Origin of the sequence: Microcystis aeruginosa NIES-2549 (assembly GCF_000981785.2) — a bacterium.
Lineage (GTDB): Bacteria > Cyanobacteriota > Cyanobacteriia > Cyanobacteriales > Microcystaceae > Microcystis > Microcystis aeruginosa_C.
Map to the genome: position 1 here is coordinate 625858 of NZ_CP011304.1, position 25004 is coordinate 650861.

Annotated in this window: 27 protein-coding genes and 2 pseudogenes; 20 read left to right on the plus strand and 9 right to left on the minus strand. The window is 39.9% G+C overall.

Annotation, left to right across the window (positions count from 1 at the left end):
• Positions 1-168: 168 nt before the first annotated feature.
• A complete protein-coding gene (locus myaer_RS03010; protein ID WP_046660906.1) occupies positions 169-1317 on the plus strand; it encodes a substrate-binding domain-containing protein in 1149 nt (382 codons plus the stop codon).
• Positions 1318-1777: 460 nt separating this feature from the next.
• Here myaer_RS03010 and myaer_RS03020 read toward each other — a convergent pair whose 3' ends face one another.
• Positions 1778-3007: a site-2 protease family protein gene (locus tag myaer_RS03020; protein ID WP_046660908.1), complete on the minus strand. Its 1230-nt coding sequence runs from the start codon at positions 3005-3007 to the stop codon at positions 1778-1780.
• Between the two features lie 63 nt (positions 3008-3070).
• Between myaer_RS03020 and ruvA the strand changes: the two genes are divergently transcribed.
• From ruvA to myaer_RS03040, 4 genes are all read left to right on the plus strand, one after another.
• Positions 3071-3700 (plus strand): Holliday junction branch migration protein RuvA, encoded by a 630-nt coding sequence (gene ruvA, locus myaer_RS03025; RefSeq protein ID WP_046660909.1) that lies wholly within the window; start codon positions 3071-3073, stop codon positions 3698-3700.
• A gap of 541 nt (positions 3701-4241) precedes the next feature.
• Complete coding sequence (locus tag myaer_RS03030) at positions 4242-4727, plus strand: allophycocyanin subunit alpha (RefSeq protein WP_002739012.1); 486 nt, start codon at positions 4242-4244, stop codon at positions 4725-4727.
• 79 nt (positions 4728-4806) lie between these two features.
• Positions 4807-5292, plus strand: coding sequence for an allophycocyanin subunit beta (apcB, locus tag myaer_RS03035; protein WP_002738786.1), 486 nt, complete (start codon positions 4807-4809; stop codon positions 5290-5292).
• A gap of 190 nt (positions 5293-5482) precedes the next feature.
• A complete protein-coding gene (locus myaer_RS03040) occupies positions 5483-5686 on the plus strand; it encodes a phycobilisome linker polypeptide (RefSeq protein WP_002739162.1) in 204 nt (67 codons plus the stop codon).
• A 52-nt stretch (positions 5687-5738) separates the two neighbouring features.
• Here the strand turns inward: myaer_RS03040 and msrB are convergent, their stop codons facing one another.
• On the minus strand, positions 5739-6155 hold the full coding sequence (gene msrB, locus myaer_RS03045) for a peptide-methionine (R)-S-oxide reductase MsrB (protein WP_080949706.1): 417 nt from the start codon (positions 6153-6155) through the stop codon (positions 5739-5741).
• A 276-nt stretch (positions 6156-6431) separates the two neighbouring features.
• Here msrB and psbA (myaer_RS03050) point away from each other — a divergent pair, with 276 nt between their 5' ends.
• The 5 genes and pseudogenes from psbA (myaer_RS03050) to myaer_RS03070 all read left to right on the plus strand — a co-directional run bounded on the left by psbA (myaer_RS03050) (position 6432) and on the right by myaer_RS03070 (position 8727).
• Positions 6432-7514, plus strand: a complete 1083-nt coding sequence (gene psbA, locus myaer_RS03050; RefSeq protein ID WP_002731626.1) for a photosystem II q(b) protein — start codon at positions 6432-6434, stop codon at positions 7512-7514.
• A gap of 89 nt (positions 7515-7603) precedes the next feature.
• Complete coding sequence (locus tag myaer_RS03055; protein ID WP_002799384.1) at positions 7604-7819, plus strand: hypothetical protein; 216 nt, start codon at positions 7604-7606, stop codon at positions 7817-7819.
• Between the two features lie 5 nt (positions 7820-7824).
• Positions 7825-8031: pseudogene (locus tag myaer_RS03060) on the plus strand (type II toxin-antitoxin system YafQ family toxin); the annotation flags it as partial.
• Positions 8032-8230: 199 nt separating this feature from the next.
• Positions 8231-8437, plus strand: coding sequence for a hypothetical protein (locus myaer_RS03065; RefSeq protein WP_002799381.1), 207 nt, complete (start codon positions 8231-8233; stop codon positions 8435-8437).
• Positions 8438-8439: 2 nt separating this feature from the next.
• Positions 8440-8727, plus strand: coding sequence for a type II toxin-antitoxin system YafQ family toxin (locus tag myaer_RS03070; protein ID WP_012264535.1), 288 nt, complete (start codon positions 8440-8442; stop codon positions 8725-8727).
• 72 nt (positions 8728-8799) lie between these two features.
• On the opposite strand, the gene myaer_RS03075 is transcribed toward myaer_RS03070, so the two are convergent.
• Positions 8800-10164: an AAA family ATPase gene (locus myaer_RS03075; protein ID WP_046660910.1), complete on the minus strand. Its 1365-nt coding sequence runs from the start codon at positions 10162-10164 to the stop codon at positions 8800-8802.
• 248 nt (positions 10165-10412) lie between these two features.
• Between myaer_RS03075 and myaer_RS03080 the strand changes: the two genes are divergently transcribed.
• The 3 genes from myaer_RS03080 to myaer_RS03090 are packed head-to-tail and all read left to right on the plus strand — an operon-like array spanning position 10413 to position 14184.
• A complete protein-coding gene (locus myaer_RS03080) occupies positions 10413-11213 on the plus strand; it encodes a vWA domain-containing protein (protein ID WP_046660912.1) in 801 nt (266 codons plus the stop codon).
• A gap of 17 nt (positions 11214-11230) precedes the next feature.
• A complete protein-coding gene (locus tag myaer_RS03085; protein WP_046660913.1) occupies positions 11231-12856 on the plus strand; it encodes a PP2C family serine/threonine-protein phosphatase in 1626 nt (541 codons plus the stop codon).
• Positions 12853-14184 carry a protein kinase domain-containing protein gene (locus tag myaer_RS03090; RefSeq protein ID WP_046660914.1) on the plus strand — a complete coding sequence of 444 codons (1332 nt, stop codon included), beginning with the start codon at positions 12853-12855 and terminating at the stop codon, positions 14182-14184. The genes myaer_RS03085 and myaer_RS03090 overlap by 4 nt, the downstream gene beginning before the upstream one ends.
• Before the next feature lie 26 nt (positions 14185-14210).
• Here myaer_RS03090 and myaer_RS03095 read toward each other — a convergent pair whose 3' ends face one another.
• Positions 14211-14633 carry a DUF29 family protein gene (locus tag myaer_RS03095; RefSeq protein ID WP_046660915.1) on the minus strand — a complete coding sequence of 141 codons (423 nt, stop codon included), beginning with the start codon at positions 14631-14633 and terminating at the stop codon, positions 14211-14213.
• A gap of 54 nt (positions 14634-14687) precedes the next feature.
• Positions 14688-15590, minus strand: coding sequence for a hypothetical protein (locus myaer_RS03100; RefSeq protein ID WP_046660916.1), 903 nt, complete (start codon positions 15588-15590; stop codon positions 14688-14690).
• Between the two features lie 177 nt (positions 15591-15767).
• Here myaer_RS03100 and psbA (myaer_RS03105) point away from each other — a divergent pair, with 177 nt between their 5' ends.
• The 4 genes from psbA (myaer_RS03105) to myaer_RS03120 all read left to right on the plus strand — a co-directional run bounded on the left by psbA (myaer_RS03105) (position 15768) and on the right by myaer_RS03120 (position 18308).
• Positions 15768-16850, plus strand: a complete 1083-nt coding sequence (gene psbA / locus myaer_RS03105; protein WP_046660917.1) for a photosystem II q(b) protein — start codon at positions 15768-15770, stop codon at positions 16848-16850.
• 109 nt (positions 16851-16959) lie between these two features.
• Positions 16960-17547 (plus strand): Uma2 family endonuclease, encoded by a 588-nt coding sequence (locus myaer_RS03110; RefSeq protein ID WP_046660918.1) that lies wholly within the window; start codon positions 16960-16962, stop codon positions 17545-17547.
• Between the two features lie 63 nt (positions 17548-17610).
• Positions 17611-17874, plus strand: a complete 264-nt coding sequence (locus myaer_RS03115) for a hypothetical protein (protein WP_046660919.1) — start codon at positions 17611-17613, stop codon at positions 17872-17874.
• Positions 17871-18308 carry a putative toxin-antitoxin system toxin component, PIN family gene (locus myaer_RS03120; RefSeq protein WP_046660920.1) on the plus strand — a complete coding sequence of 146 codons (438 nt, stop codon included), beginning with the start codon at positions 17871-17873 and terminating at the stop codon, positions 18306-18308. Before myaer_RS03115 ends, myaer_RS03120 begins: the two co-directional genes overlap by 4 nt.
• A 40-nt stretch (positions 18309-18348) precedes the next feature.
• Here the strand turns inward: myaer_RS03120 and myaer_RS22420 are convergent.
• Both myaer_RS22420 and myaer_RS03130 read right to left on the minus strand, forming a co-directional pair.
• Positions 18349-18528: pseudogene (locus myaer_RS22420) on the minus strand (ATPase); the annotation flags it as partial.
• 110 nt (positions 18529-18638) lie between these two features.
• Positions 18639-20876, minus strand: a complete 2238-nt coding sequence (locus myaer_RS03130; RefSeq protein WP_046660921.1) for an MASE1 domain-containing protein — start codon at positions 20874-20876, stop codon at positions 18639-18641.
• 257 nt (positions 20877-21133) lie between these two features.
• Here myaer_RS03130 and myaer_RS03135 point away from each other — a divergent pair, with 257 nt between their 5' ends.
• Complete coding sequence (locus tag myaer_RS03135; protein ID WP_046660922.1) at positions 21134-21766, plus strand: response regulator; 633 nt, start codon at positions 21134-21136, stop codon at positions 21764-21766.
• 19 nt (positions 21767-21785) lie between these two features.
• Here the strand turns inward: myaer_RS03135 and myaer_RS03140 are convergent, their stop codons facing one another.
• On the minus strand, positions 21786-22463 hold the full coding sequence (locus myaer_RS03140) for an alpha/beta hydrolase (protein WP_046660923.1): 678 nt from the start codon (positions 22461-22463) through the stop codon (positions 21786-21788).
• A 138-nt stretch (positions 22464-22601) separates the two neighbouring features.
• Between myaer_RS03140 and myaer_RS03145 the strand changes: the two genes are divergently transcribed.
• Together myaer_RS03145 and myaer_RS03150 are read left to right on the plus strand one after the other, a co-directional pair.
• Complete coding sequence (locus myaer_RS03145; protein ID WP_002800898.1) at positions 22602-23495, plus strand: ferritin-like domain-containing protein; 894 nt, start codon at positions 22602-22604, stop codon at positions 23493-23495.
• A gap of 163 nt (positions 23496-23658) precedes the next feature.
• Positions 23659-24723, plus strand: a complete 1065-nt coding sequence (locus myaer_RS03150; RefSeq protein ID WP_046663589.1) for a pentapeptide repeat-containing protein — start codon at positions 23659-23661, stop codon at positions 24721-24723.
• A 7-nt stretch (positions 24724-24730) separates the two neighbouring features.
• Here myaer_RS03150 and myaer_RS22260 read toward each other — a convergent pair whose 3' ends face one another.
• The gene (locus tag myaer_RS22260) at positions 24731-24856 is read right to left on the minus strand and encodes a hypothetical protein (protein ID WP_268807309.1); all 126 of its coding nucleotides are present in this window, start codon (positions 24854-24856) and stop codon (positions 24731-24733) included.
• Positions 24857-25004 lie beyond the last annotated feature (148 nt).

A 25004-nucleotide genomic window follows, 5' to 3' on the forward strand; every position in this document is an offset into this window, starting at 1 on the left:
TGACCTTCAGTCCACCGGAACCCGCTTAAACTGGGTTATTGCCCCTTGATTGTACCAATATTCCCAGCCAGCGCTTGAGGTCAAATTTACCGTTAAAAATCGTCCTATAATAATTCAAGGCTAGAAACTGACAATTATTAATGTTGAAGTTGAGAATCGGCGGGCGATATGTTAAACAGACGTTCTTTTTTGCAAGGATTAGGTACAATCGCCTTAGCGGGGGGTTTAAATGGCTGCGCTTCCGGAAGCGGCGAGCCGAGCATTGTTCTCCTGTCCGGTTCGATTCCGCCGCGATTACTAACAGATTTTCAGAAAACTATTGCCGAAAAAAAAGTCAATTTTCAGTCGGAAAGGCAGCTGAAAGAGCTATTAAAATTGTTAGAAAAATGGTTAAAAAATCAGGGGCAACCGGCCTCACAATTTCCGATTCCTATCCCTTTTAGGGAACAGAACCCAGCTATCGGTAATTTAGTCACCCTAGGGGATGCTTGGCTAGGAAAAGCGATTACTAACGGTTTAATTCAACCTCTAGATACTTCTCAACTCTCTAATTGGTCAAAACTGCCCCCCCGTTGGCAAGAAAACATGACTCGCAATGGCCAAGGACAACTGCAAACAGAGGGAAAAGTCTGGGGTGCGCCCTACCGTTGGGGAATGACAGTAATTGCCTATAATGAGGAAAAATTCGCTCAATTTGACTGGCGACCACAGGATTGGTCTGATTTATGGCGACCAGAATTAACTGGTAAAATTGCCCTAATTGATAATCGTCGCGAAGTCATCGGTTTAACCCTAAAAAAATTGGGTTATTCTTATAATTCCAGTGATTTAAAACAAGTTGCGCGACTAAAAGACCAGCTATTCACTTTACAAAAACAGGTAAGATTTTATAGTTCTCAACATTACTTACAACCCCTGATACTCGGTGATGTCTGGCTGTCTGTGGGTTGGTCTAATGATATTTTACCAGTGAGTAATCGCTATAAGAAAATTAAAGTTGTTGTCCCCAAATCTGGCACTTCCCTCTGGTCAGATGTGTGGGTAAAACCAGTTTTAACTACTCCTAATTCTCTTGTCCAGCAATGGATTGATTTTTGTTGGCAACCAGAATCCGCTACTAAAATTTCTTTATTTACCTCCGGATTATCTCCCCTAATTCTCACTGAAAATCCCGACCAAATTTCCCCAGATATTAGAAATAATCCTTTACTTGTCAATCCGGAAGCGATCAAAAAAAGCGATTTTTTAAACCCTTTATCGCCAGCAACCGAGCAAGAATACGAGCAATTATGGCAAGCAATGCGACAGTTAGTATAGTCAGGAGATACTAGACAAAATTCTGCGGGTTGTCTCTTTGTGTCCTCTGTGCCTCTGTAGTTTAAAAAATGCTTATTGCCTGATCTCGAAATCAGACCAAAAAGGAATAGTTTTAAAGCAACAGGAGATACTAGGCAAAATTCTGTGAGTCGGAAACTTAACACTGATAACTCATAAATTATACTTTCCTGAAAACCATTTGTATATAAGGTATAAAATGCTCGCATTAACTACAAGACTAAGAAATTCAGAATATCTGTTTGCTTGTAAATTTGATGATGATCCTCCGAGCATTGCTTGTATATGGTTATTAACTTCTGGAGCAATTAAAGTTATATAAGCGGCGACAACAAGGATAAATCCTAGCAGATAGCGATTAGACTGATTCATCAATATTAAGGTGAAAAATACATTTACCCAACTGATGACTGATAACTGATAACTGATAACTGATAACTGATTAAGCGGTTTGACTTTGGGTTTCTTGGGCGAGAAAAGTAAGGATAGAAGCTTTCTCAATTAGCCCCAAAACTGTGCCGTTTTCTTCCACCACTGTCACTTGAGATAAATTTTCGCCTTCCAAAATTTTCACCACATCTAGGAGGGAAGTATTAGACAAAACCAGTTTAAGACTTTCGCTAGTTTGTAATAACTGGCCGATATTTACCTGGGTCCATTGGGAAGTGGGAATCGTTTTCAGAGCCTCTACATTAATCACCCCTAATAGTTTACCTTCGCTATCGGTAACTAGGAATTTAGACCATTGTTGTTTACCGATAACATAATTATTAGCAAACTCGCGCAGGGTTAAATTAATCGGCACTACAGGACTATTAGGAGAGATAACATCTTTAGCGGTGTAGCGACTTAGGAAATCTTGAACCTTAGCTGATTGAGCGGAAAAGCCAGCATTTTGTAGAAGGAAAAAGCCAATTAATAGCGTCCAAGCACTGCCAAATTGACTGATTCCGAGAATTGATAGCGCACCGATGACAATCGCTAACCAACCAAAAAATTGACCGAAACGACTAGCGAATAAAACCCCTTTATTGGGATTACCCGTTACTTGCCAAACGATGGCTTTAAGGATATTACCACCATCTAAAGGTAAACCGGGGATCAGGTTAAATAAACCTAGGGCGAGGTTGATATAGGCAAGCAGAGAAAGAATCGCCGCCATCGGCCCATTTAAGCTAATATTGAGACCAATAATTAGGAAGATACCGAAGAGCAGTAAACTAACTAAAGGGCCGGCAATTGCTACTAGAAAAGCTTCTAGGGGAGTTTTCGATTCTCTGCCGAGAGTTGCCAACCCACCGAATAAAAAGAGGGTAATTGATTTGACTTCAATACCTTGGGCGATGGCAACAAAACTATGACCTAATTCGTGGGCAACCACGGAGGCAAATAGGAGAATAGCGGCAAAAAATCCTAAGAGCCAGGGCAGGATTCCCGTTAACTGGGGAAACTGACTTAAATCTCCTCCATAGGTTAAGGTAATTAACCCCAGAACAAAGAACCAAGAAGGATTAATATAAAAGGGAATTCCAAAGAGATTCCCAACTCTAATGTTGCCATTCATTTTGTATCTTCTCCAATTATCGGGGACTAACGCCAAGAAGATTAGGTTATCAATTACGCCATTCACTTCTGTTAACAATTGTAACAAAAATGAAAATCTCTCCAGCATTCCTTCAGGGAGTAAAAACCGTCATTGCTGTGGTTCGGTTATTTTCGTAGGAGAATTAAATCAATGATTAATTATTTACGCGGACAAGCGATCGAGGTGATCAAAACCCCTAATAACCGACTGATCTTGATTTTAGACGTAAACCAGATCGGTTACGAAATCCAAATTCCCTCGCGATTAGCCCTAGACATCGGCAAAGATAACAATGATAGTTGTCAGATTTTTACTCACCTACTCCTTCGCGAGGAGCAGCCTTTATTGTACGGTTTCGGCACCGCCCCAGAGCGAGATCTGTTTCGTCAACTGCTTGCCGTCAATGGAGTTGGGGCGCAATTAGCCCTAGCTTTAATCGATACCTTGGGGATTGAGGAACTTGTGGTGGCGATAGTGACAGGAAATACCAAAATTTTGAGCAAAACCCCCGGAGTCGGCTTAAAAACAGCAGAAAGAATCGCTTTGGAGTTAAAAACTAAATTGGCAGCATGGCGACAGCTAAGAGAAGCGACGACGACAACCACGGCAATACTGCCGGCAGCGGACATCCTCGAAGATGTGCAGATGACCCTTTTAGCTTTAGGATACAGCCAAGAGGAGATCGATCGAGCTATCGCAGTCCTCAGTCAAGATGCTTTATTTAGTAAAAATACTCAGCCAGAAGACTGGATTAAAGGGGCAATTAATTGGCTAGGCTAAATCAGGAGATAGGAGACAGCCTTTTCAGTTATCAGTTATCAGTGATCAGTTATCAGATGCGAGTTTTCCGTTCACTAGACATCTCCAAAAATTATAACCCAATCACAGCTTGTTTTTGGTCTGTGTACTAATTAAGTAGTTCGATGCCCAAAATGTATATCTATCGTTGCTAATTCAATTTCACTGAAAAAATATGAGGCAATTAAAATCATTTTTATTTGGGTAGATTCCTTAACTAGAGAGACTTTTAGCCTTGAGATAATGTTAGATCGAGGTTCACTGATTACTGATTACTGTTTACTGTTCACTGACAAATCGCTCCCCATTTCCCCACTCCCTTGTGAGGGCAAATGTTAAAAAGTATTAAGAAAATAGTGAGAAGGTGAACCAGATGCCGCAAAATAGTTGCGTTAGGTCGCTCTAGCTAGGGAAGTCTTGAGACGCTGAGGCGGAAACGAGATAACTTAAGCGTAGTGACCACAACTGCTATAAAATGTCAGATTAAGTTTATTAATCTCACTTAGTTGGGAGGAATCCATCAATGAGTATCGTCACGAAATCGATCGTGAATGCTGATGCTGAAGCTCGTTACCTCAGCCCCGGCGAACTAGACAGAATTAAAGCCTTCGTTGGCAGTGGTGCCGCTCGTTTACGCATCGCTGAAACCCTGACCGGCGCTCGCGAAACCATCGTCAAACAAGCTGGCGATCGCTTATTCCAAAAACGTCCTGACATCGTTTCCCCCGGTGGCAACGCTTACGGCGAAGAAATGACCGCTACCTGTCTGCGTGACATGGACTACTACCTACGTTTAATCACCTACGGAGTAGTTGCTGGTGATGTCACCCCGATTGAAGAAATCGGTTTAGTCGGTGTGCGTGAAATGTACAAATCTTTAGGAACCGACATCGGTGCCGTAGCTCAAAGCGTTCGCGAAATGAAAGAAGTTGCTACCGGTCTTATGTCTTCTGACGATGCTTCTGAAGCTTCTTCCTACTTCGATTACGTGATCGGCTCTATGTCGTAGAATAATTCCTTTGTGAATCGTTCTAGACACACCCCTCGTAAACCTCTTAAGATTAAGCAAAACCCAAGGAAGAACCACCATGCAAGACGCAATTACTTCTGTTATCAACTCTGCTGACGTTCAAGGCAAATACCTTGACGCTTCTGCTCTCGGCAAACTGAAAGGCTACTTCGCCACCGGTGAACTGCGCGTGCGCGCCGCTAGTGTCATTAGCGCCAACGCTGCCGGTATCGTTAAAGAAGCTGTGGCTAAGTCCCTGTTATACTCTGACGTAACCCGTCCCGGTGGTAATATGTACACCACCCGTCGTTACGCCGCTTGTATCCGTGACCTCGACTACTATCTCCGTTATGCTACCTACGCTATGTTAGCTGGAGATCCTTCTATCCTCGACGAGCGCGTTCTCAACGGCCTGAAAGAAACCTACAACTCTTTAGGTGTACCCATCTCCTCCACCGTTCAAGCTATTCAAGCGATGAAAGAAGTCACCGCTAGTTTAGTTGGTGCTGATGCGGGTAAAGAAATGGGGATTTACTTCGACTACATTAGCTCTGGCTTAAGCTAGAAGTAACGAACTCGGACAAAATAGGGTTCGGGAAGCCGAGGATGAGTGCTAGGTCTTTAAAGGCTGAATCTGGCCAAGATAGGTTTTGACGAGCTAGTATTGATCCTTGACTCCCGACCTTTGTTATTTTAGGAAAAAGCCTTCGTTAGTTTAAGCGACAAGTTTTTCAGCGATTAGGAGAAATCAATCCATGCGGATGTTCAAAATCACCGCTTGTGTTCCTAGCCAAAGCCGCATTCGGACACAACGGGAATTACAAAATACCTATTTCACCAAACTCGTTCCCTACGATAATTGGTTTCGTGAGCAACAACGCATCATGAAAATGGGCGGCAAAATTGTCAAAGTGCAGTTAGCTACTGGCAAACCAGGGACTAATACAGGTTTACTGTAATTGGCTGCCACTGGAACTTTAAAAAAGAGGTCTGGAAAGACCTCTTTTTGCTTTAGGGATTTTTTTCAAACTGCAAAGCGGCAGAGTTGAGACAATAGCGTTTTCCCGTCGGGGGTGGACCATCATTAAAAACGTGACCGAGATGAGCATCACAGGTGGCACAAACAATCTCTGTCCGCACCATGAAAAAACTAACATCTCGTTCGTACTTAATATTAGCCTCGTTAGCAGCAGTCCAGAAACTCGGCCAACCAGTACCCGAATCATACTTGCTGTCAGAAGTAAATAACTCCGTACCACAGCAGACACATTTGTAAATACCTTTTTCTTTATTATCGTGATATTTACCAGTAAAAGCCCGTTCTGTTCCCTTTTTGCGGGTAACTTGGAACTGTTCGGGAGTTAGCTGGGCCCGCCATTCCGCCTCGGTTTTACGAACTTTTTCTACCATAGTCATCACAACCGCCATTATGATTAAATTTCTCTTTTTAGTCTAACCTGAGTTCGAGATCTGGGTTTTTTTCATAAATATGAAGTATGACCTGATTTGGCATCGGCTTCTGATGACGGACTCCCAAAAAGGAAAAGTTGGTCAGGGAACCCTATAAACTTAGCATAAGCCCACCTTATCACCCCGACAAGTAATACTGAATGTCAAACCCCTTTACAAACCGTTACAAACTCTCTAAGATAGAGACATCATCAATCAATCGTACCTCGATAACTTAATAGGAATCATAAACCAATGACCACCACTCTACAACAGCGCGAGAGCGCTTCCCTGTGGGAGCAGTTCTGTCAGTGGATCACCAGCACCAACAACCGTCTTTATGTCGGTTGGTTCGGTGTCATCATGATCCCCACCCTGCTCACCGCCACCACCTGCTTCATCATCGCCTTTATCGCCGCTCCTCCCGTAGATATCGACGGTATCCGCGAGCCTGTAGCTGGTTCTCTACTCTACGGAAACAACATCATCTCTGGTGCAGTTGTTCCCTCTTCTAACGCGATTGGACTCCACTTTTACCCCATCTGGGAAGCTGCTTCCTTAGATGAGTGGTTATACAACGGTGGTCCCTACCAGTTAGTCATTTTCCACTTCTTACTAGGTGTCTTCTGCTACCTCGGTCGTCAGTGGGAACTGTCTTTCCGTTTAGGAATGCGTCCTTGGATCTGTGTAGCTTACTCTGCACCTGTATCCGCCGCTACTGCTGTATTCTTAATCTATCCCATCGGACAAGGTTCTTTCTCTGATGGTATGCCTTTAGGAATCTCTGGAACCTTCAACTTTATGTTCGTGTTCCAAGCAGAACATAACATTCTGATGCACCCCTTCCATATGTTAGGTGTTGCTGGTGTGTTCGGCGGTTCTCTGTTCTCCGCGATGCACGGTTCCCTAGTAACTTCTTCTTTAGTGCGTGAAACCACTGAAATCGAATCTCAGAACTACGGTTACAAATTCGGTCAAGAGGAAGAAACCTACAATATCGTTGCCGCTCACGGTTACTTCGGACGTTTAATCTTCCAATACGCTTCTTTCAACAACAGCCGCTCCCTGCACTTCTTCTTAGGTGCTTGGCCGGTAATCGGTATCTGGTTTACGGCAATGGGTGTTAGCACCATGGCGTTTAACCTCAACGGTTTCAACTTCAACCAGTCGATTCTCGATTCTCAAGGTCGTGTAATCGGTACTTGGGCCGATGTGTTAAACCGCGCTGGTATCGGTATGGAAGTAATGCACGAGCGTAATGCACACAACTTCCCCTTAGACTTGGCTAGTGGTGAACAGGCTCCCGTAGCTCTGACCGCTCCCGCTATCAATGGTTAATTCCTAGTCTGAACGAAAAGGCACTCCCGCGAGGGGGTGCTTTTTTGTTGTTAGAATAGAAGGTGGTTTTTTGAGTTTGAGGTTAAATTATGATCAGTTTAGAACAAGCTTTAAATACTGTTGAGCAACTATCTTTAGAACAACAGGAAATGTTATTAGAAATTTTACAAAATCGTTTACTTGATATTCGTCGTCAAGAAATTGCTAGGGATGCTAGGGAGTCAATTAATGCTTTTCATCAAAGAGAATTTAAACCTCAACCCCTAGAAATTGTTCTGAGAGAATTGAGAGAAACTTTAGAATAGATATTATGAGAGAACTGGTTTTAACGCCTAAATTTAAGCGGACTTTCCGTAAGTTTGTTCTCAGAAATCCTCAACGACAGAAAGCGATTGAGAAAACATTGGCACAAATGAGGGAAGATATTTATTTTTTGAACTTGGGAACTCATTCATTAAAAGGGGAATTATCGGGACTTAAAGCTTGTTCTTGTGGTTATGATTGTCGGATTATTTGGCTCTCTTAGGTTTGGTGGGTAAAATGTATTCTAAGATACAGTCCTGGTGACGAGCGAGTGGAGCAAACCACAAAGACACAAAGGACACAAAGATTGATCGCTCCTATGTAAGTTAAACTGGTCGCAACGCGCTCGCTACGCGAGATCACACAAAGAATAAGAGATTCCAGGTTTTTATCGAGAGTTAAGAGGTAAAATGATGACTTTGCAAGAAATGATCAAATCTTTTGAGAATTTATCAGAGGATGAACAGGAGTCATTGTTAGAGATTTTGTGTCAATATAGAGCTAAAGCAAGAGAAAGAGAAATTTTAGCTAATTTTAAGGAATTGAAAGATGCGATCGCTACTGGAACGGCCAGAAGGGGAACCGTAGAAGATTTGATTGCTGATTTGAATGAGGATTAACAATGGAGCTAATATGGAGTGATGGGTTTAAGCGTTCGTTTAAGAAGCTAATCAAGAAAAATCCCCAGTTAAAACCTAAAATTTTCGATGTACTTAGAAAACTGGCAGAAGACCCATTTACACTGTCTTTAAAAACCCATAAGTTAAGTGGTAATTTAGAAGGGTTATGGTCTTGTACTGTAGCTTACGATTGTCGAATTATTTTTAGTTTTTCGGAAGATGGAGAATATTTAGAAGTTATCATCTTGTTAATTGATATTGGTAGTCACGATCAGGTGTATAGAAAATAGGATATACTGGAAAGCGATCCTGCGGGTTTCTGCGTTGCGGTACACATATATTTATAATAAGATAAATTTTTTCTAATCGTTAGGATTTCTTTGAAGATAGGATTTAAACACAGGATTAATAGGAAAATAGGACGAGGTTTCTGATGGTAATTTATCCAGTAAACAGCGTCTCATTAATGACTGAATAGTTGCCCAAAATTCAGAAGTAGATAAGTCAAGATTAGCAGTTTTGGGAAACTTTTCTACCGCTTCAGTTTGATTAGCTAACCAGTGCATCACCTTTTTTTCTGTTGCGGATAAACGCTGTAAATGACATTCGATCGAGTCTTCTATATCTCCTAAATAAATTTCATTTTTCATTTGTTCTAAAAATAAGGATACTTCTCCATCAAATAGTTCAATAAGGGTTGAGGAGATGATATTTAACCAGTTAGGATGACCTTGATAAAGTTCGCTCAGTTTCGTCCATTTCTCCTCACTTTTTAAACCGTATTCTTTGAAGATTTCTTCAAATTCTGTTGTTAAACCTTGCAGGTATAAAGTTTTAATTTTATCGGATTTTAAGGTGACAAAATCTCTGGGAAGTTCCCAACTAATTAAAATTAAACAACTTTGATGAGATGTGGTAGCAATTTGCTGAAAAAATTTATGATAATCCTGACAGTCGCTTAAATATTTACCTGCTAATTCCCCCAGTTTAAAAATATTCTGTACATCATCAAGAATAATTAAACAACGATAGGAGCTTAGATAATCTATTATATCGGGTAAGGGGGTTGATAGAGATTGGCTGAAAAACTGTTTTAGATTATCTTTGAGAGCAATTAATTGAGGAATATTTTCCAGGCTGCGATAAATAATATAATCAAATTGTGAGGCAATTTCTGAAATTAATTTAAGGGTTAAAGCTGTTTTTCCAATTCCACTTAACCCATAAATAGTAATTAATCGAGTTTTATTATCTAGCCATTCTTTTAAGGTGGATAGTTCTAACTTACGTCCATAGTTATACCTTAATTCAGGAGCTTTTGTTAAGTCAATCATGGGAGATTTATTATTATGTAAAGAATATGATCGGTTTTGGTTATCATTAGTCGTTTGAATAATTTGACCACCAATATTGATGTTATCAATTTGTAACAAACAATTCCCCGAATGATAAGCTTGAGAAACCCGATATTTTCTTTCTAACTTGGATCGTAAATTATCTTTATTAACATCTTCGTCTAATACCTTACCCAACTTTTTCCATAAGTTAGCAGCCTCTTTTTTAATATGAGATTCACTACAACCATTAAAAGATTGAGCAATTTGCCAATATTTTTGACCTTGCCAAACCCCTGTCAAGATTGCTTCTTGTACTGGTGTCAGATGAGACTCCACTTTCTCAAACATTAAATCATCAACATATTGCAAAACTTGGTCAATATTATTCATTTCTGGTTAAAAAATTAGAGGGGTAATCAAATATATTATACCAAACGGAACTAAGACTGTACCGTAACCTACCTATAAATTGTGTACCAAAGCCTACTTTTGTACTAAAATCAAGCGCTACAATACTGAGATGTTAGGTAAATCAAGCTAATTAGTCCTATTTGCTTGCTAGATTGTCATCATAGCCCATTTTGCGGTGACATGATCATCTTTTCCCTTTCAAAAATCAATGAAGTAATCTTTAAGTTATGTATCAAGAACTACTGAGTAGCGCCAAGCCTGGATTTATCCTGATTATGATTGATCAGTCAGCTTCAATGTCAGATAAATACGCCAATTCAAATAAAGCAGATTTTGCCGCATTAGCCGTTAATCGAGTCATCGGAGAAATTATTACAGCTTGTTCATCGGGTAATGAGATTAAAGACAGATGTTTTGTGGCGGCGGTTGGCTATGGAGCAGGTATTAATGTACTATTTCTAGATAAAGCCTCAGAGTTGGCTAAAAATCCCAATACAACAACCCTTAAGAGAAAAGTCTCTGATGGTGCAGGTGGGTTGGTTGAAGTGGATGAAGTAATGCGAGTGTTTGTGAAACCGACTGCAAGTAATGGAACACCAATGGCTGAAGCCTTTAAACAGGCTTATAATGGGGTAGAAAAATTTATTTCTAATCATCCCGATAGCTTTCCACCCGTTGTTATTAATATAACCGATGGAGAACCTAATGATTTTAATGCTGCTACTACTGAAGCGAAAAAACTAGCACAACTTAAAACAAGTGACGGTAACGTGATTGTTTTGAATGCTCATATTTCTAACGCATCAGCAGGGAAAATAGAGTTACCTAGTGACAATGCTGGTTTTAACAATAATAAATTTGCTAACTTTTTGTTTGATATTTCCAGTGTGCTTCCTGATCCTCTTGCTGAGAGTGCCAAAAATGCGGGTTTTAATGTTCAACCTAATGCCAGAGGTTTTATCTTTAATGCTGATGCTGAAGCACTGATTAAACTTCTTCAATTTGGTTCTCAAGGAGCATTACGCTAAAGTTATTGTCATTAATTATGGAATCTCATCATAAAGTTTCAGTCATCCGTCGGTTCAGTGATAGAACTCATAAAGAGATGGAAACCATTAGCGGTTGTCAAGATAATTTTAGCTATAATGAAGCTAAGAATTGTTTTGCGATCGCCGATGGTGCAACTCAATCATTTTACTCAAGTATATGGTCAAAACTTCTTGTTGATTATTTTTGTGAAAATCCCCAGATTGATAAAAACAATTGGCAAGAATGGCTTGAACTAATTCAGCAAAAATGGTTAGAAGAAGTTAGAGCAGAATTAGAAAAAGCAAAAAGCGGTAATAATTTTGCCTGGATTGAGATTTACAATGGTTTGGAACGTTCTAAATCAGCAACATCTACCTTTATTGGGTTACAATTTATTGAAAATCAAGCAAAAATCTCAATTGTTGGCGATAGCTGTCTGTTTATTTTTCAGGGAAATCAATTAATTCAAACCTATTTATTGAAAAAATCAACGAATTTTAATGATAGACCTGGATATTTTGGAAGTCGCTCTAAAAATAATGATGATTATGAGCCAGAGTTTTTAGACATCGAATTAAAATACAAACAACATTCAGATAAGCTTTATTTTGTACTAGCAACTGACGCTCTAGCTGAATATATTTTTAAATATACAGAACAGCAAAGAGATATTTTAACAACTTTACTTACCATTAATTCAGAACAGGAGTTTGAGAATTTTGTAAAATCTGCTAGACATAATGGCACAATAAAAATGAAAAATGATGATGTCACTTTAATGATTTTAGAAGTCAGTGATCGTGAAATCGTCAGTTTGCCTACACAAACCAGAAAAGAAAATCAAAAAAATACTCCTATCATTTCACCTTTAAGTTATGAAACTGAACAGCCTTCTAAAGAAGATCAAAACAATTCTTCAAGCGTAGAAAAAGAACCTAAAGACAATACTCCTGCTGAAAATTTAGAAGATACTTCTGGTTTTGCCAAAATAAGCTCCAATCTACAAACATTATTAAAATTTCTGCCATCTTTACCCATGACGCACCGCAATTTGAGAGGAGTTTCTTCTTCAAGTCCTCAACTGAGAGAAGACAAACCACCCGTAATTAAAGGAATAGATGGAATCCGTAATCTTCTCCTTGTTTTTATTCCTTTAAATATATTCTTAACTATACTCTCCACTGCGACCATATTATATTTTATTTCTCAGACAGCTAACAAAATAAATAGTATAAAAACTGAACAATCAAGCAATTCAAATTCATCTAGTCAAGTCACTAAATATGAACCTAAATATATGAACCTTGAAAAAGGAAATAAAATCTACAAAGATCAAACTTTTCAAGAAATTATTATTCCTGCTTTATCTGACTCATCTCAGGTTTTAATTTTAGAAGAAGGAGACAAATGGATTAAATTTCAGATTGATCTTTATGCTAATCAAGCAATCTTGAATCAATGTTCTACTTGTGCAAGGGATGAAATAGAAATAAAACCCAAGACAAATCTGAGAACTTTGGCTAGTGAATCAGAAAGGGATGTTTTTGGACAATTAAGCGAACCATCAAAGTTTAAAAAACTTGAATTTGATTCCCTTCCCAATTGGTCTAAATTTACATTTGTGGGGTATGTAAAAAAATGAAATATCCGCTTAGAACTGACTATGAAACAGTCGTAAAATACCCTGATAGATTTATATACGATGGTATTTTACAACAAGGAAAGCCTGTTAAGCAAAAGCAAAATCAGAACTTTTTACTGTCTCATAATGGCGGAAAAGCCGTTGTTTATGAAATTCAAACTAATCCTAAAAAATATGCCCTTAAATGTTGGATAGAAGATTTAGGGGATCTAAAAATTCGTTATAAGGCGATTGATGCCTATCTTAAAACAGTTCAACTTCCTTATTTTGTTGATTTTGCTTACCAAGAACAAGGAATTTTAGTCAATGGACAAAGATTTCCCATTATTAGAATGGAATGGGTTGATGGTATTAGCTTTAAAGACTTTATATCTAGTAATATTAATAACCCGACTTCTATCCGTAACTTTGCCGAAAAATTCTTAGAAATGGTTAAAATTCTTCATCAAAATAATATTTCTCATGGAGACTTACAACACGGTAATATTATAGTGCGTAAAAATGGTGATCTATGTTTAATTGACTATGATAGTTTATATGTTCCTCAATTAAGCAACGCAACCGACAATATTAAAGGACTCCCTGGTTATCAACATCCTAACAGAAATAAGTTATCTAAATTAAGTCCAAAAGCTGACTATTTCTCAGAAATGGTAATTTATTTATCATTGCTTGTTTTATCAGAAAATCCCAACTATTGGCAACAAATACAACAAGAAGAAAGGCTACTATTTTCCGAAAAAGACCTAATTAAACCTAATTCATCCAAGATTTTCAAAGAACTTAAAAATCTTTCTCCTGAGATTGTGTATTTTACCCAAGAATTAGAGAAATTTTGTCAACAATCAAATATTGAAAACCTACAAACTCTTGAAAATTTAGTCAACAATTACACAGGAGTTAAATGGAGTTTTGTGCCTCCTACTAACCCTATTCCAATCGTTACTTCACCTGTTCCTGTAGTTAATAATCCTACTAATTGGGGTTTTACATCTAATAATTCTACTCCATCCCCATACCCTCCTCCCTCAAGTCAAGGATGGACTTTCTCCCCTAACGGAGTTCAAACTCAAACCAGTCCAAAAAATACAACATCTTCAGATCCCTGGACAAAACTTGAAACCAATTCATCAAGTGCTTGGGATAAATTTGACACGGGTAAAACACCACCTCCAACAGATTGGGATAAACTCCATCAACAACCTCGAAAAGAAGCACCAGTACCTATTCCAGATGAAAACATTTGGGATAAATTTGATAATATTTGGAAGAAACTTACAACATCTGTATCATCTATTTGGAACAAAATTTTGAACTGGTTTAATTAGCTATCTGATTATTCTGTGCAGTTCTCCTATCCTAAAATCAACTCCATTGCTTGATTAATAATTCGATTTTTATCAACCATAGCTTCAATTTCTTCGGGTTTATATATACCTTCAAAAGCTTCTAATGCCCCTTGTCTTAAAGCCGAAGAATAAGCATCATCTAAGGTTTCTTTTAATTCTTCTATTGTTAGATAATTTCCTCCAGTTTTACGTCGTTTATTAATGCGTTGAATCTGTCTAACAGAATTAGAAATAGAGGTTTCCCATGAGCGGGTACTGCGTTTTTCTGCTTGCTGTTTAATCAGATGTAATAGAACAATAATACTAAAGCTAAAAATCTTATTGAGCTTATCATCCTTGCTCATTTCTGTCATTTCCTCTACCAGGAGCAAGGCATCGGGAATATTTCCTACCAAAAGTAAATCCTTTAATTCTAACAATTCTTCCATATTGCCCCTATTATCAATTCAGTCGTTTTTTGAACCAAGCCAGATATAATTAATTTATTCAGAGATGAATCGTCTGATTAAATCTTCCCGTGAAGACTCCAATAATAAACGACTAGACTCCATCGGTGATAACTTAAGCAACTCATCAATGACTTTTATTAAAGACTCATCCAATTCTCCAAACCTCACTTGCATTAAATTTTCAATAATTTGTCGTTGTCCTTGTTGAAGTCCTTGTTGAAGTCCTTCTTGTTTGGTCGCCTCTTTCCACTCTAAATAAGATTGAGATAAAGCCATAAATACCTCCCTATCTTCTGATTCTAAAAGATTGTTAACTTCAACACTCACACGCCAACTAATCAATAATTCCATGACATTTTGACGGAAGGAATCGCCGGAAGGCAACTCAAGCAACTCTCTTACCGCCTGGCTTTGGGTTTTCCCCCGTCCCAACAATCTTAACAGTAAAGTGTCTGGGGTAATAGGTAACTGATTAATCGCTATAATTGCCGTTCGGTGAGAAGGAGATAAAAAATAAATCCCTTCTGTCCAGTTTTCCAGTTCTAACTTAGCATCAAAACTCTCTAGTATCTGGAAACTAATAGAAGTAGCCAAAATCCATAATCTAGGTAAGTCATCCTCATTTAACTCAGTTTTTTCCCGTTTCCCTTTCCGTTGAAGTTCAGCAAAAATCGAAAACAGTTTTAAGATACAGTTGCGAATTTCCGTTCGATTGGGAGCATTGCGAAAAGGCTCAAGCAAAGTGCTTGTGGTCACCATTTGCCCTAAAAGACCCAAAAATTGAGCATTTCCCCGCATATTAGAGTCAGGAGAGAAGAAAACATCCACCTGACGGGTTTCATCCGCCACTTCCTTGCTAACTTCCACCCTTCCCAGAGGAGACAGCAATTCTTCTAGGTATTGTTTGGCAAATTGATCGTGAGGTTGTCGAGTCATATCTTCAATCTTAGACCAGAAAAGACCCAACCGCACCCGACCCGTTTCATAACGTCAGCTTATCAATGGCATAAGTAACAATATCGTCAAACCCCTTTACAAACCGATACAAACTCTCTAAGATAGAGACATCATCAATCAATCGTACCTCGATAACTTAATAGGAATCATAAACCAATGACCACCACTCTACAACAGCGCGAGAGCGCTTCCCTGTGGGAGCAGTTCTGCCAGTGGATCACCAGCACCAACAACCGTCTTTATGTCGGCTGGTTCGGTGTGATCATGATCCCCACCCTGCTCACCGCCACCACCTGCTTCATCATCGCCTTTATCGCCGCTCCTCCTGTAGATATCGACGGTATCCGCGAGCCTGTAGCTGGTTCTCTACTCTACGGAAACAACATCATCTCTGGTGCGGTTGTTCCCTCTTCCAACGCGATTGGACTCCACTTCTACCCCATCTGGGAAGCTGCTTCCTTAGATGAGTGGTTATACAACGGTGGTCCCTACCAGTTAGTCATTTTCCATTTCTTACTAGGTGTCTTCTGCTACCTCGGTCGTCAGTGGGAACTGTCTTTCCGTTTAGGAATGCGTCCTTGGATCTGTGTGGCTTACTCTGCACCTGTATCCGCCGCTACTGCTGTATTCTTAATCTATCCCATCGGACAAGGTTCTTTCTCTGATGGTATGCCTTTAGGAATCTCTGGAACCTTCAACTTTATGTTCGTGTTCCAAGCAGAACATAACATTCTGATGCACCCCTTCCATATGTTAGGTGTGGCTGGTGTGTTCGGCGGTTCTCTGTTCTCCGCGATGCACGGTTCGTTAGTAACTTCTTCCTTAGTGCGTGAAACCACTGAAATCGAATCTCAGAACTACGGTTACAAATTCGGTCAAGAGGAAGAAACCTACAATATCGTTGCCGCTCACGGTTACTTCGGACGTTTAATCTTCCAATACGCTTCTTTCAACAATAGCCGCTCTCTGCACTTCTTCTTAGGTGCTTGGCCGGTAATCGGTATCTGGTTTACGGCAATGGGTGTTAGCACCATGGCGTTCAACCTCAACGGTTTCAACTTCAACCAGTCGATTCTCGATTCTCAAGGTCGTGTAATCGGTACTTGGGCCGATGTGTTAAACCGCGCTGGTATCGGTATGGAAGTAATGCACGAGCGCAACGCTCACAACTTCCCCTTAGACTTAGCTAGTGGTGAACAGGCTCCCGTAGCTCTGATTGCTCCCTCTATCAATGGTTAAGTTCTAGTCTGAACGAAAAGGCACTCCCGCAAGGGGGTGCTTTTTTGTTGTTAGAATTGGGGAACAATGAAAAACGCTGCAAAATGCTTATTCTCAAACAATCATCATTATGACCGCTCTCACTGGAAAATATACTCTTAGTCAATATTTTGAGCGGGAAATACAATCCCAAACTCGCCATGAATATCTGGATGGAAAAATTATTGCTATGACAGGAGGAACACCGACTCATAATCGCATTATTAGTAATTTATTAGTGGCTTTATATACTGGACTAAAGAATCAACCCTATGCCGTTTTTGTCACCGATCAGCGTTTATGGATACCTGAGCGTCAAATAGCTACCTATCCTGATATTATGGTGATGCCTGAACCTCTCACTTATCAAGAAGGACGCAAAGATACTTTAATTAATCCTGTTTTAATCGCTGAGGTTTTGTCTGCTTCAACGGCAAATTACGACAGAGAAGAAAAGTTTGCCGCTTATCGAACCATTGCAACTTTTCAGGAATATTTATTGATTTCTCAGGAAAAATGTTATATTGAACATTTTCAAAAGGAAGGCGCACCGCAAAGCGGATCTCTGCGAGATCGCTGGTTGTTTACAGCTTATGAATCTGATAGGATAATTCATTTAAACTCTTTGCGGGTTGAGGTGGAGATAGCAGATATTTATAACAAGGTAATCTTTAGTTAAAGCTTTAAATTTGAAGCTTTTGTTATCATTAAACTAGACTAATCTTGGTCAGGAGTTAATTTTATGATATCCCCTCAAATTATTGAACTTGAACAAAAGTTACGAGACTGTTCTCTTGAAGATAAAAAATGGTTATTGGAGCAGTTACACAAGCATTTAGAAGGTTTAAAAGAAAATGTAAATAGAAAACAGGCCAAAGATTTGATTATGGAAACATTAAATGAGGTTCAAAATATGCCCGATAATTGTTATCATGAAGTTTGGCAAAAATTTGATGACGCTTGTGTGAGAATTTCAGGAAACTTAGAAGAATCTGATTTACTATGATGTTTGCTCAAGATTCACCTCTTGTTATTCTTGATACTTCGGTTTTTCTTTCAGCTTTGTTAAGTAAAAATCCTAACAGTGCGCCTTGTCAAATTATTCGTTATTGGCGAGAGGGTAGATTTAAGTTAGTTATTTCTCCTCAATTATTGGAGGAATTGGTTGAAAAACTATTACTGAAAAATATTGACAGAAATTATATTAAGGAGATTTTAACGGCTATTTTTTATACTGCTATCAAAATTCAAGGCATTTATCAAGCAACGCTACTCGATCAGGTTGATCCAAATGATAATAGGTTTTTGGCAGCCGCTTACGAAATAGGTGCTGATTATCTAGTTTCTTTAGATAAAAAAAACATTTTACCGCTAAAGCATTATCATCATACACAAATTTTATACCCAAATTTATTCTTACAAGTCTTACAAAATAGTTAAAGGTAAAAAGGCGATCGCATCTATTTGTCAAGAGATAATCCTAATCGTTAGTATTTCTTTTAAGATAGGATTTAAACACAAGATTAATTGGAAAATAGGACGAGGTTTCTGATTGTAATTTATCCAGTAAACAGCGTCTCATCAACGACTGAATAGTTGCCCAAAATTCAGAAGTATATAAGTCAAGATTAGCAGTTTTGGGAAACTTTTCTGCTGATTTCTTTACCCTCTGATTGTACTTGATTGTCATGAAAAGTGCTGTATCTTAATTCTATATCCCCCAGAGTCCCAGAAGAGGGATAAGCATAATCATCTCACTCTCGTTAAAAATCACTGATTACTGTTGACTAACTCCTGCTTAATCACTCTAGAATTTTGATAGGCAAGGGGTAAAGTAAACCAAAATTGTGAGCCAACCCGCGGGGTACTTTTTACCCCAATTCTGCCGGAGTGAGCCTCGATAATTTGACGACATTGGTAGGAACCTAAACCAATTCCCGTTAGGTGTTGATTATGAAGATTTCTTACATATAAATGGAAAAGATGTTGACATTGTTCCTCATCCATGCCAATGCCATTATCGCTTAAAGTGCAGTAGAGCATATCTTGGTCAATACGAGCATCTAAAGCTAATTGAATCGGTGAAGGATTATGTTTTAAGGCATTATTTAATAATTGTTCAAAAACACTTCTTAGCTGACAAGGATCGGCATCAATAGCGGGTAAGTTATCGGGGAGAAGATTAATAAAAGTAGCTTGATATAAATCAAAATCTTTTTGCCAATCTTTGAGCCAAATTTCCACCTGTTCTTTTAAAGATAGAGGTTGACGATGTAAGATTAAAGGTCGTTCTTCAGCAAAATGATTTTCCGATAAAGCATTAATTAAAGTTAGTTGTCGATCGCAACTACGCACCACCTGATCGAGCATTGCTCGTGAGATAGTTACTTTTTCTGTTTGCCGACACTGTAAATTTTTTAATAACATCACTAATCCCATAATCGAAGTGCGAAGATCGTGGGATACTGCCTGCAAAAAAACCGTTTTCATTTCGTATAAACGCTGAATTTCCCAGACTTTTTCCCGCAGTTCCATGGTTCTGGCTGCCACTTCCCGTTCTAAATTATTATTCAAGCTTTGCACCCTCTGATATAGTTGCGCTTGGCCGATAGCGATACAAACTTGGGTGGCTAACTGTTCTAATAATTTGACCTCGCTTTTTTGCCAATGACGGGGATGGGAATATTGATGGACAACTAAAGCACCTAAATGTTGATTATTAACCGTTAGAGGTAAAACTAAAGAGGATTTAACTTGCAGGTATTCGTAATAACCCTTGAGAGTGGGCAGAGTTTGCACCTTAGCGGTATTATCGGCAATAATTAACTTATCTAAAGAAAATAATTGTCCCAATTCTTCCAGTAATTCTGGTTCGGGAAACCAACCCATCAGCGAGGGAATCTGGGGACGACGGGACTCGGCGATTACCTTAGACCAACCCCCTTCTTGACAGTGGCCGATATAGACTTGATCGGCATCGAGAAAATTTCTGATTTCCTCAACAATGGTATTCAAAACTTGATCTATATCTAAAGATTGATGGACTTTTAAAGCAACTTGTGTTAGTAAATGTTCTCGTTCTAAAGTTTCATTTAAAGCTCGATCGATCTGTTGTCTTTCGCTAATCGCCGCCGATAAAAACAGAGAAGTTGACATGACAATGACTAAAAAGATTTGTAAGATCAGGACACCTCTGGTATAATCGGGAGCCTGTAGGATAAAAGGGCTGATTCCCCCAGCCAATCCCATCAAAGCTAAAATAGATACTAAAAAATTGGCTATTACCGCTCCCCAGGTCTGAAAACGCATAGCAGCCCAAACCACAAAGGGAAAAGGGAGATATTCGAGGTACTGCACCATACTCCAATCGGGGTTAAGAAAATTCTGTTGACCACCAAAAACCACGGAAGTCACCACCGTTAGCAAACTCAGACAAAGTAAGGCCTCGCCAAGGCGTTGGGGTTGCTGGGGTTCCCGCAGAGAGTGACGATGGAAGCAAAAACGCAACAGCAGCGGCGTGGTCATTAAGATCCCCGTACTATCTCCGAGCCAGATAATGCCCCAAGACTGTCCAAATTGCCGCCAATCCCAAGTATTTAGCCAACTACGGGCAAAAGTATCGATAGTGGCATTAACTGCCGAGGCCAATAAGGCCGCTAAAAATACCAGTAAAAGGATATCGCGAATGCGCTGTAAAGTGGCGGAAAATCTCAGATAATGCAAGAATTGCGCCCCTAACAGGGCCGATAAACTGCTGCCGAGTGCTGAAAATAGAGCTATGGGCCAACTAGCCCCTAAAAAGAAGGTAAGAAGCAAATCCCCGATAAAAACGCCTAAAACTAGCCTTTTTCCCCCTAAAAAAACAGCAGTCAAGCCAATACCGGCACTCATCCAAATTGGGGCAGGTCGCGACCCTAAATTTAAGCAGAGATAGCCTAGCCAACCAACACCCAGATAAACTAGGGCAACAAGCACAATTTTAGAGCGATCTGATGAAATCCGTAGCATTTTCAGTTATCAGTTATCAGTTATCAGTTATCAGTTATCAGTTATCAGTTATTAGGTTTAAGTTTTAAGTTATTAGGTTTAAGTTTTCAATTTTCAATAAATTTAGTATCTTTTACTGGTCAGGTCACTGGTCACTGGCCACTGGTCACTGGTCACTGATCACTGTTAATCTATCTCCAGATTGCCTAAACTAGGAGTAGTTCTGCCTCATGCAGATGGGTGAAAACCGTACATTTTCCCGTTAGGACTCAAAGATCATGCGGATTTTAATTGTTGAAGACGATCCTTTAATGCAGTTAGGTTTAGAACAAGCACTCGGTGAACAGCCAGATTTTGAGATTGTCGGTCAAGCTAGTGATGGTCTAGCGGGGGTACAATTAGCCCTATCCCTACGGCCAGATTTAGTGGTCATGGACATCGGTTTACCCCGTCTCGATGGCATTGCGGCAACTAAACAGATTAAGGAGGGTTTAGCTAATGTTCATGTGGTCATGCTCACTTCCCACACTCTGCAACGGGAAGTGATCGCGGCGCTGGCTAGTGGTGCTGATGCCTATTGTATCAAGGGAGCGAGTCTCGATCGCCTTTTGGCCGCTATTGAAGCCGCTAAGGATGGGGCCACCTATTTAGACCCCCAAATTGCCCGTTTAGTCATGGATAATCTCAAACCGCCGGCAGTGCAACCTAATCCCAATCTAGCACTTTTATCCGAGCGAGAAATGGAGGTTTTAAAGTTAATTGTTGAAGGCAAAAGTAACGCTGAAATCGCCGAACAACTTTATTTAAGCACCAATACAATTAAAACCCATGTGCGGGGAATTATGAATAAATTAGCCGTGGACGACCGAGTACAAGCGGCCGTAATTGCCCTGCGATCCGGTATTGTTTAAGGAGAAAATTGCGATTTACTTATCCCAGATTCGAGGCTTCTCTAATCACCTCTAAAACCTCTGAAGCATGGGAAATAGTCGGGACGTGACCGGATGCCAAAACCACTGTCTTTGCTCCCATTCTCTCGGCCAAATTAAACTGTAATTCTGGGGGGACGGCTTGATCTTGACTAGAGACAATATACCAATTTGGCTTATTTCTCCATGCGGGTGTAGTGGTTTTTGTTGTTAGTAAAGAGGCGGATGCTGGGGTTTGGGTGGCATAAATTAAAGCAGCTTTTTCGGCGGGCAAATCATTGGCGAGAATTTTCTCTATTCCCTCTTGAGAAATCCAGATAAACCCCTCTTGTTCTTGAAAATACTGTGATGGGTTTTCGTATTCACTAAACAAATCTACCATCGATTCCCCTGCATCGGGAGCCAGCGCTGCAATATAAACTAAACCGGACACTTTTTCATCGTTGCCCGCTTCTGTGATTACCATACCCCCCCAAGAATGACCGACTAGAATACATTGTCCTTGCATACGGTTTAAAATTCTTTTCGTAGCAGCTACGTCATCCGCTAGAGAAGTGAGAGGATTTTGCACAGCGATCGCTGCGTATCCTTCGGCTAATAACTGGGCAGTTATCTGATTATAACTAGAACCATCGGCCCAAAAACCGTGAACCAAAACAATATTGTTAATTCTGTTCATAAGATTTCTTACAAAACTCGAATTACTGTTGGAATAGGGAAAGCCGTTTACAAAACGATGCAAACCTCAAGCCTTAGACACTCCATCAATTCTTAGGGGTTAGAATACGGAAAGACCTTTACAAAACTATACAAACTCATGACCGTTGCTTACCCTCGTAAATTCAAGAAGACGATGAGCGCTCGCGACATCATGAAGCGTGTCATTAGCGATCGCGAAATTCACCTTGTCACCCTCAACCGCTACCGCTACAACGAACAACGTAGCTGTAAAGACCTCACCGAACTGATCGAAACCTTAGACGGACAACCGCAAGAACTGATACAGGATCTTTCCCACCACGTTGCTGATGAGGCCCGTCATGCCTACTGGTTAACCGATTTATTGATCGAATTGGGGGCCGATGTGGGGAAACCGCCGGGGTTGTCCTATATCGATGAATTTGAACGTCTTCTCGATCAAGATCAATTCCAAGGCGAAGAACAAAGGGAAGATGGACTGATTGCAGCCCTAGCGGCAATTAACGTCACCGAAAAACGGGGATGCGAATACTTTGCCGCCCATATTTATGCTCTCAAAGAAGGGGAACAAACCCCGGAAAATCTCAAAATTCGGGAAACGATCGCCAAAATCTTTCCCGAAGAAGCCGGCCATGTGCGTTGGGGTAATCGTTGGTTAGCCAAAATTGCCCAAAAAAGCCCCGAACATCGGCAAAAAGTCGAAAAAGCTAAGGCCAAATACTCGGCGATCGAACAAGCCGCCTATGAATCGGGTATGGATATCACCCTAGGGGCAGAATTGCGCCGCGTCGGTCATTTAATGGAAATCGCCGCCACTATGCCGCTTTGGGAACGTCCTCAATATCTGATGGAACGTTTACCCCAATCCCTTCTCGACCCGAAATTGCAATTATTCCGGGTAGAAGCGGCTCAAAAAGCCTGGAATCGTGATCCACAAATGTTTATGGAACGCTTTTTGCCGATGTTTTTTAACGCGGACGGCAATATCGGCAAAAAAGAGAAAGTCAACTAATTTAACCTTGATTTTCAGGGGCAATCATTCAGCGATCGCCGAATAAAGGTTCATCGAGGATCGAGAAAATCAGCTATTGTTTTAAATAGGGGTGAGTTCTCAGCTTTAGGGCCAGAGAATCACCACTTTTTTACTGTTTATTTTGGCTTTTCTTTTTTGGATTATGCGTCTTTTAGCTGCCTTCGATCGCTATCCCGATAGTGTATCGTTAACCCTAGAACCAGTAGCCACCGACTCGCAAAAATTTGATTTATATTTAACTTTACACCTACAAGCTCAAATTCAATCTCTCCTCGGCGGGGAAATTAAATGGGGACTGAAAGGAGGAAAATTAGATTTTGTTTTAGTTAATTGTCTCCTAACACCAAATCTTCTTTCTAGTCAAGAGTTATACATAAATCGTATTAATAATCATCAATGGCGGTTATCCTTCAAAAGTCCTCAGTCAATATTTACAGGAGCGATCGAAAGGATTAACCTAGGAACCGTGAGTGTGGAGGAAGAACCTTATCATCTGACGGTGCAATTTTCGGTGACAGCTGCCGATATCTGTATCACGGAAACATCAGGATTATGGAAACACGATATAAGTCCCAATAAACATAGTATTTTAGAGCGAAAGTTAGCATTTTTCCTGATGGACAATCAATTTGCTGCTTTTTTGAGTCGTATTTCTTGGGGGTCATCCCAGGTAGAATTAGATACTATTCTAGTTGAACCGAAAGCGGCAGCATCAGAAAATTTAGAGAAATTGCTAGGACAAATTGAGGTAATTTATGCTGCTGTTACTGATGATTTTCTGGAATTAGCCCAATTAGCTGAACTCAATCCCCTAACGGATTTTACTGGGGCAAATCTCTTAGCAGCAGAATTAAGTGGTATATCTTTAGGCATGGCTAATCTCTATCAAGCGAATCTGCGCGGGGCAAATTTAACCGATGCTGATTTAAGCGAAATTAACGGCAGTCACGCTAGTTTTAAGGGAGCGGATTTAAGCGGAGCCTTATTAGCTAATGCCGATTTAAGTTATGCTGATTTTTACCGTTCTAGTTTGGCTTTAGCTAATTTAATCGGCTCCAATTTAGAAGGAGCTAATTTGGTTGAAGTCAATATCACTCAAGCGAATTTTAGCGGGGCAAAAGTGAAGGGGGCAAAGTTTGCCGATAACGTGGGTATGACCGAGGAATTGCGGGAAAATTTACGCTCGCGCGGGGCTTTCTGCGATTAGTCAACTATTAAGCTTCTATGGTAAATTGATAGGATTCCTGCCAAGTATTGCCGATCACTTCTTCGTTTTCTTCTTGATAATCCTGGTAAACTTTGCATAGTTTTTGACCTACATAGCTATCTTGATCGCACATATTGATCAAGGAAATATTAATTACTTTCTTCTCAAATCTTGTCTCTCCTCATACATTCATTTTCTCTCATTCCCCACGCCTAATTATTATCATTCAAAGATGGGTAAATTAGTATTTATGTCAAGTTTTTAACATTTTTTTCGCAAAA

Excerpts from the sequence above, each read along its gene's own strand:
- myaer_RS03010 (WP_046660906.1), top strand. The coding sequence starts at position 169 with ATGTTAAACAGACGTTCTTTTTTGCAAGGATTAGGTACAATCGCCTTA.
- myaer_RS03020 (WP_046660908.1), bottom strand. The coding sequence starts at position 3,007 with ATGCTGGAGAGATTTTCATTTTTGTTACAATTGTTAACAGAAGTGAAT.
- ruvA (WP_046660909.1), top strand. The coding sequence starts at position 3,071 with ATGATTAATTATTTACGCGGACAAGCGATCGAGGTGATCAAAACCCCT.
- myaer_RS03030 (WP_002739012.1), top strand. The coding sequence starts at position 4,242 with ATGAGTATCGTCACGAAATCGATCGTGAATGCTGATGCTGAAGCTCGT.
- apcB (WP_002738786.1), top strand. The coding sequence starts at position 4,807 with ATGCAAGACGCAATTACTTCTGTTATCAACTCTGCTGACGTTCAAGGC.
- myaer_RS03040 (WP_002739162.1), top strand. The coding sequence starts at position 5,483 with ATGCGGATGTTCAAAATCACCGCTTGTGTTCCTAGCCAAAGCCGCATT.
- msrB (WP_080949706.1), bottom strand. The coding sequence starts at position 6,155 with ATGGCGGTTGTGATGACTATGGTAGAAAAAGTTCGTAAAACCGAGGCG.
- psbA (WP_002731626.1), top strand. The coding sequence starts at position 6,432 with ATGACCACCACTCTACAACAGCGCGAGAGCGCTTCCCTGTGGGAGCAG.
- myaer_RS03055 (WP_002799384.1), top strand. The coding sequence starts at position 7,604 with ATGATCAGTTTAGAACAAGCTTTAAATACTGTTGAGCAACTATCTTTA.
- myaer_RS03065 (WP_002799381.1), top strand. The coding sequence starts at position 8,231 with ATGACTTTGCAAGAAATGATCAAATCTTTTGAGAATTTATCAGAGGAT.
- myaer_RS03070 (WP_012264535.1), top strand. The coding sequence starts at position 8,440 with ATGGAGCTAATATGGAGTGATGGGTTTAAGCGTTCGTTTAAGAAGCTA.
- myaer_RS03075 (WP_046660910.1), bottom strand. The coding sequence starts at position 10,164 with ATGAATAATATTGACCAAGTTTTGCAATATGTTGATGATTTAATGTTT.
- myaer_RS03080 (WP_046660912.1), top strand. The coding sequence starts at position 10,413 with ATGTATCAAGAACTACTGAGTAGCGCCAAGCCTGGATTTATCCTGATT.
- myaer_RS03085 (WP_046660913.1), top strand. The coding sequence starts at position 11,231 with ATGGAATCTCATCATAAAGTTTCAGTCATCCGTCGGTTCAGTGATAGA.
- myaer_RS03090 (WP_046660914.1), top strand. The coding sequence starts at position 12,853 with ATGAAATATCCGCTTAGAACTGACTATGAAACAGTCGTAAAATACCCT.
- myaer_RS03095 (WP_046660915.1), bottom strand. The coding sequence starts at position 14,633 with ATGGAAGAATTGTTAGAATTAAAGGATTTACTTTTGGTAGGAAATATT.
- myaer_RS03100 (WP_046660916.1), bottom strand. The coding sequence starts at position 15,590 with ATGACTCGACAACCTCACGATCAATTTGCCAAACAATACCTAGAAGAA.
- psbA (WP_046660917.1), top strand. The coding sequence starts at position 15,768 with ATGACCACCACTCTACAACAGCGCGAGAGCGCTTCCCTGTGGGAGCAG.
- myaer_RS03110 (WP_046660918.1), top strand. The coding sequence starts at position 16,960 with ATGACCGCTCTCACTGGAAAATATACTCTTAGTCAATATTTTGAGCGG.
- myaer_RS03115 (WP_046660919.1), top strand. The coding sequence starts at position 17,611 with ATGATATCCCCTCAAATTATTGAACTTGAACAAAAGTTACGAGACTGT.
- myaer_RS03120 (WP_046660920.1), top strand. The coding sequence starts at position 17,871 with ATGATGTTTGCTCAAGATTCACCTCTTGTTATTCTTGATACTTCGGTT.
- myaer_RS03130 (WP_046660921.1), bottom strand. The coding sequence starts at position 20,876 with ATGCTACGGATTTCATCAGATCGCTCTAAAATTGTGCTTGTTGCCCTA.
- myaer_RS03135 (WP_046660922.1), top strand. The coding sequence starts at position 21,134 with ATGCGGATTTTAATTGTTGAAGACGATCCTTTAATGCAGTTAGGTTTA.
- myaer_RS03140 (WP_046660923.1), bottom strand. The coding sequence starts at position 22,463 with ATGAACAGAATTAACAATATTGTTTTGGTTCACGGTTTTTGGGCCGAT.
- myaer_RS03145 (WP_002800898.1), top strand. The coding sequence starts at position 22,602 with ATGACCGTTGCTTACCCTCGTAAATTCAAGAAGACGATGAGCGCTCGC.
- myaer_RS03150 (WP_046663589.1), top strand. The coding sequence starts at position 23,659 with ATGCGTCTTTTAGCTGCCTTCGATCGCTATCCCGATAGTGTATCGTTA.
- myaer_RS22260 (WP_268807309.1), bottom strand. The coding sequence starts at position 24,856 with ATGTGCGATCAAGATAGCTATGTAGGTCAAAAACTATGCAAAGTTTAC.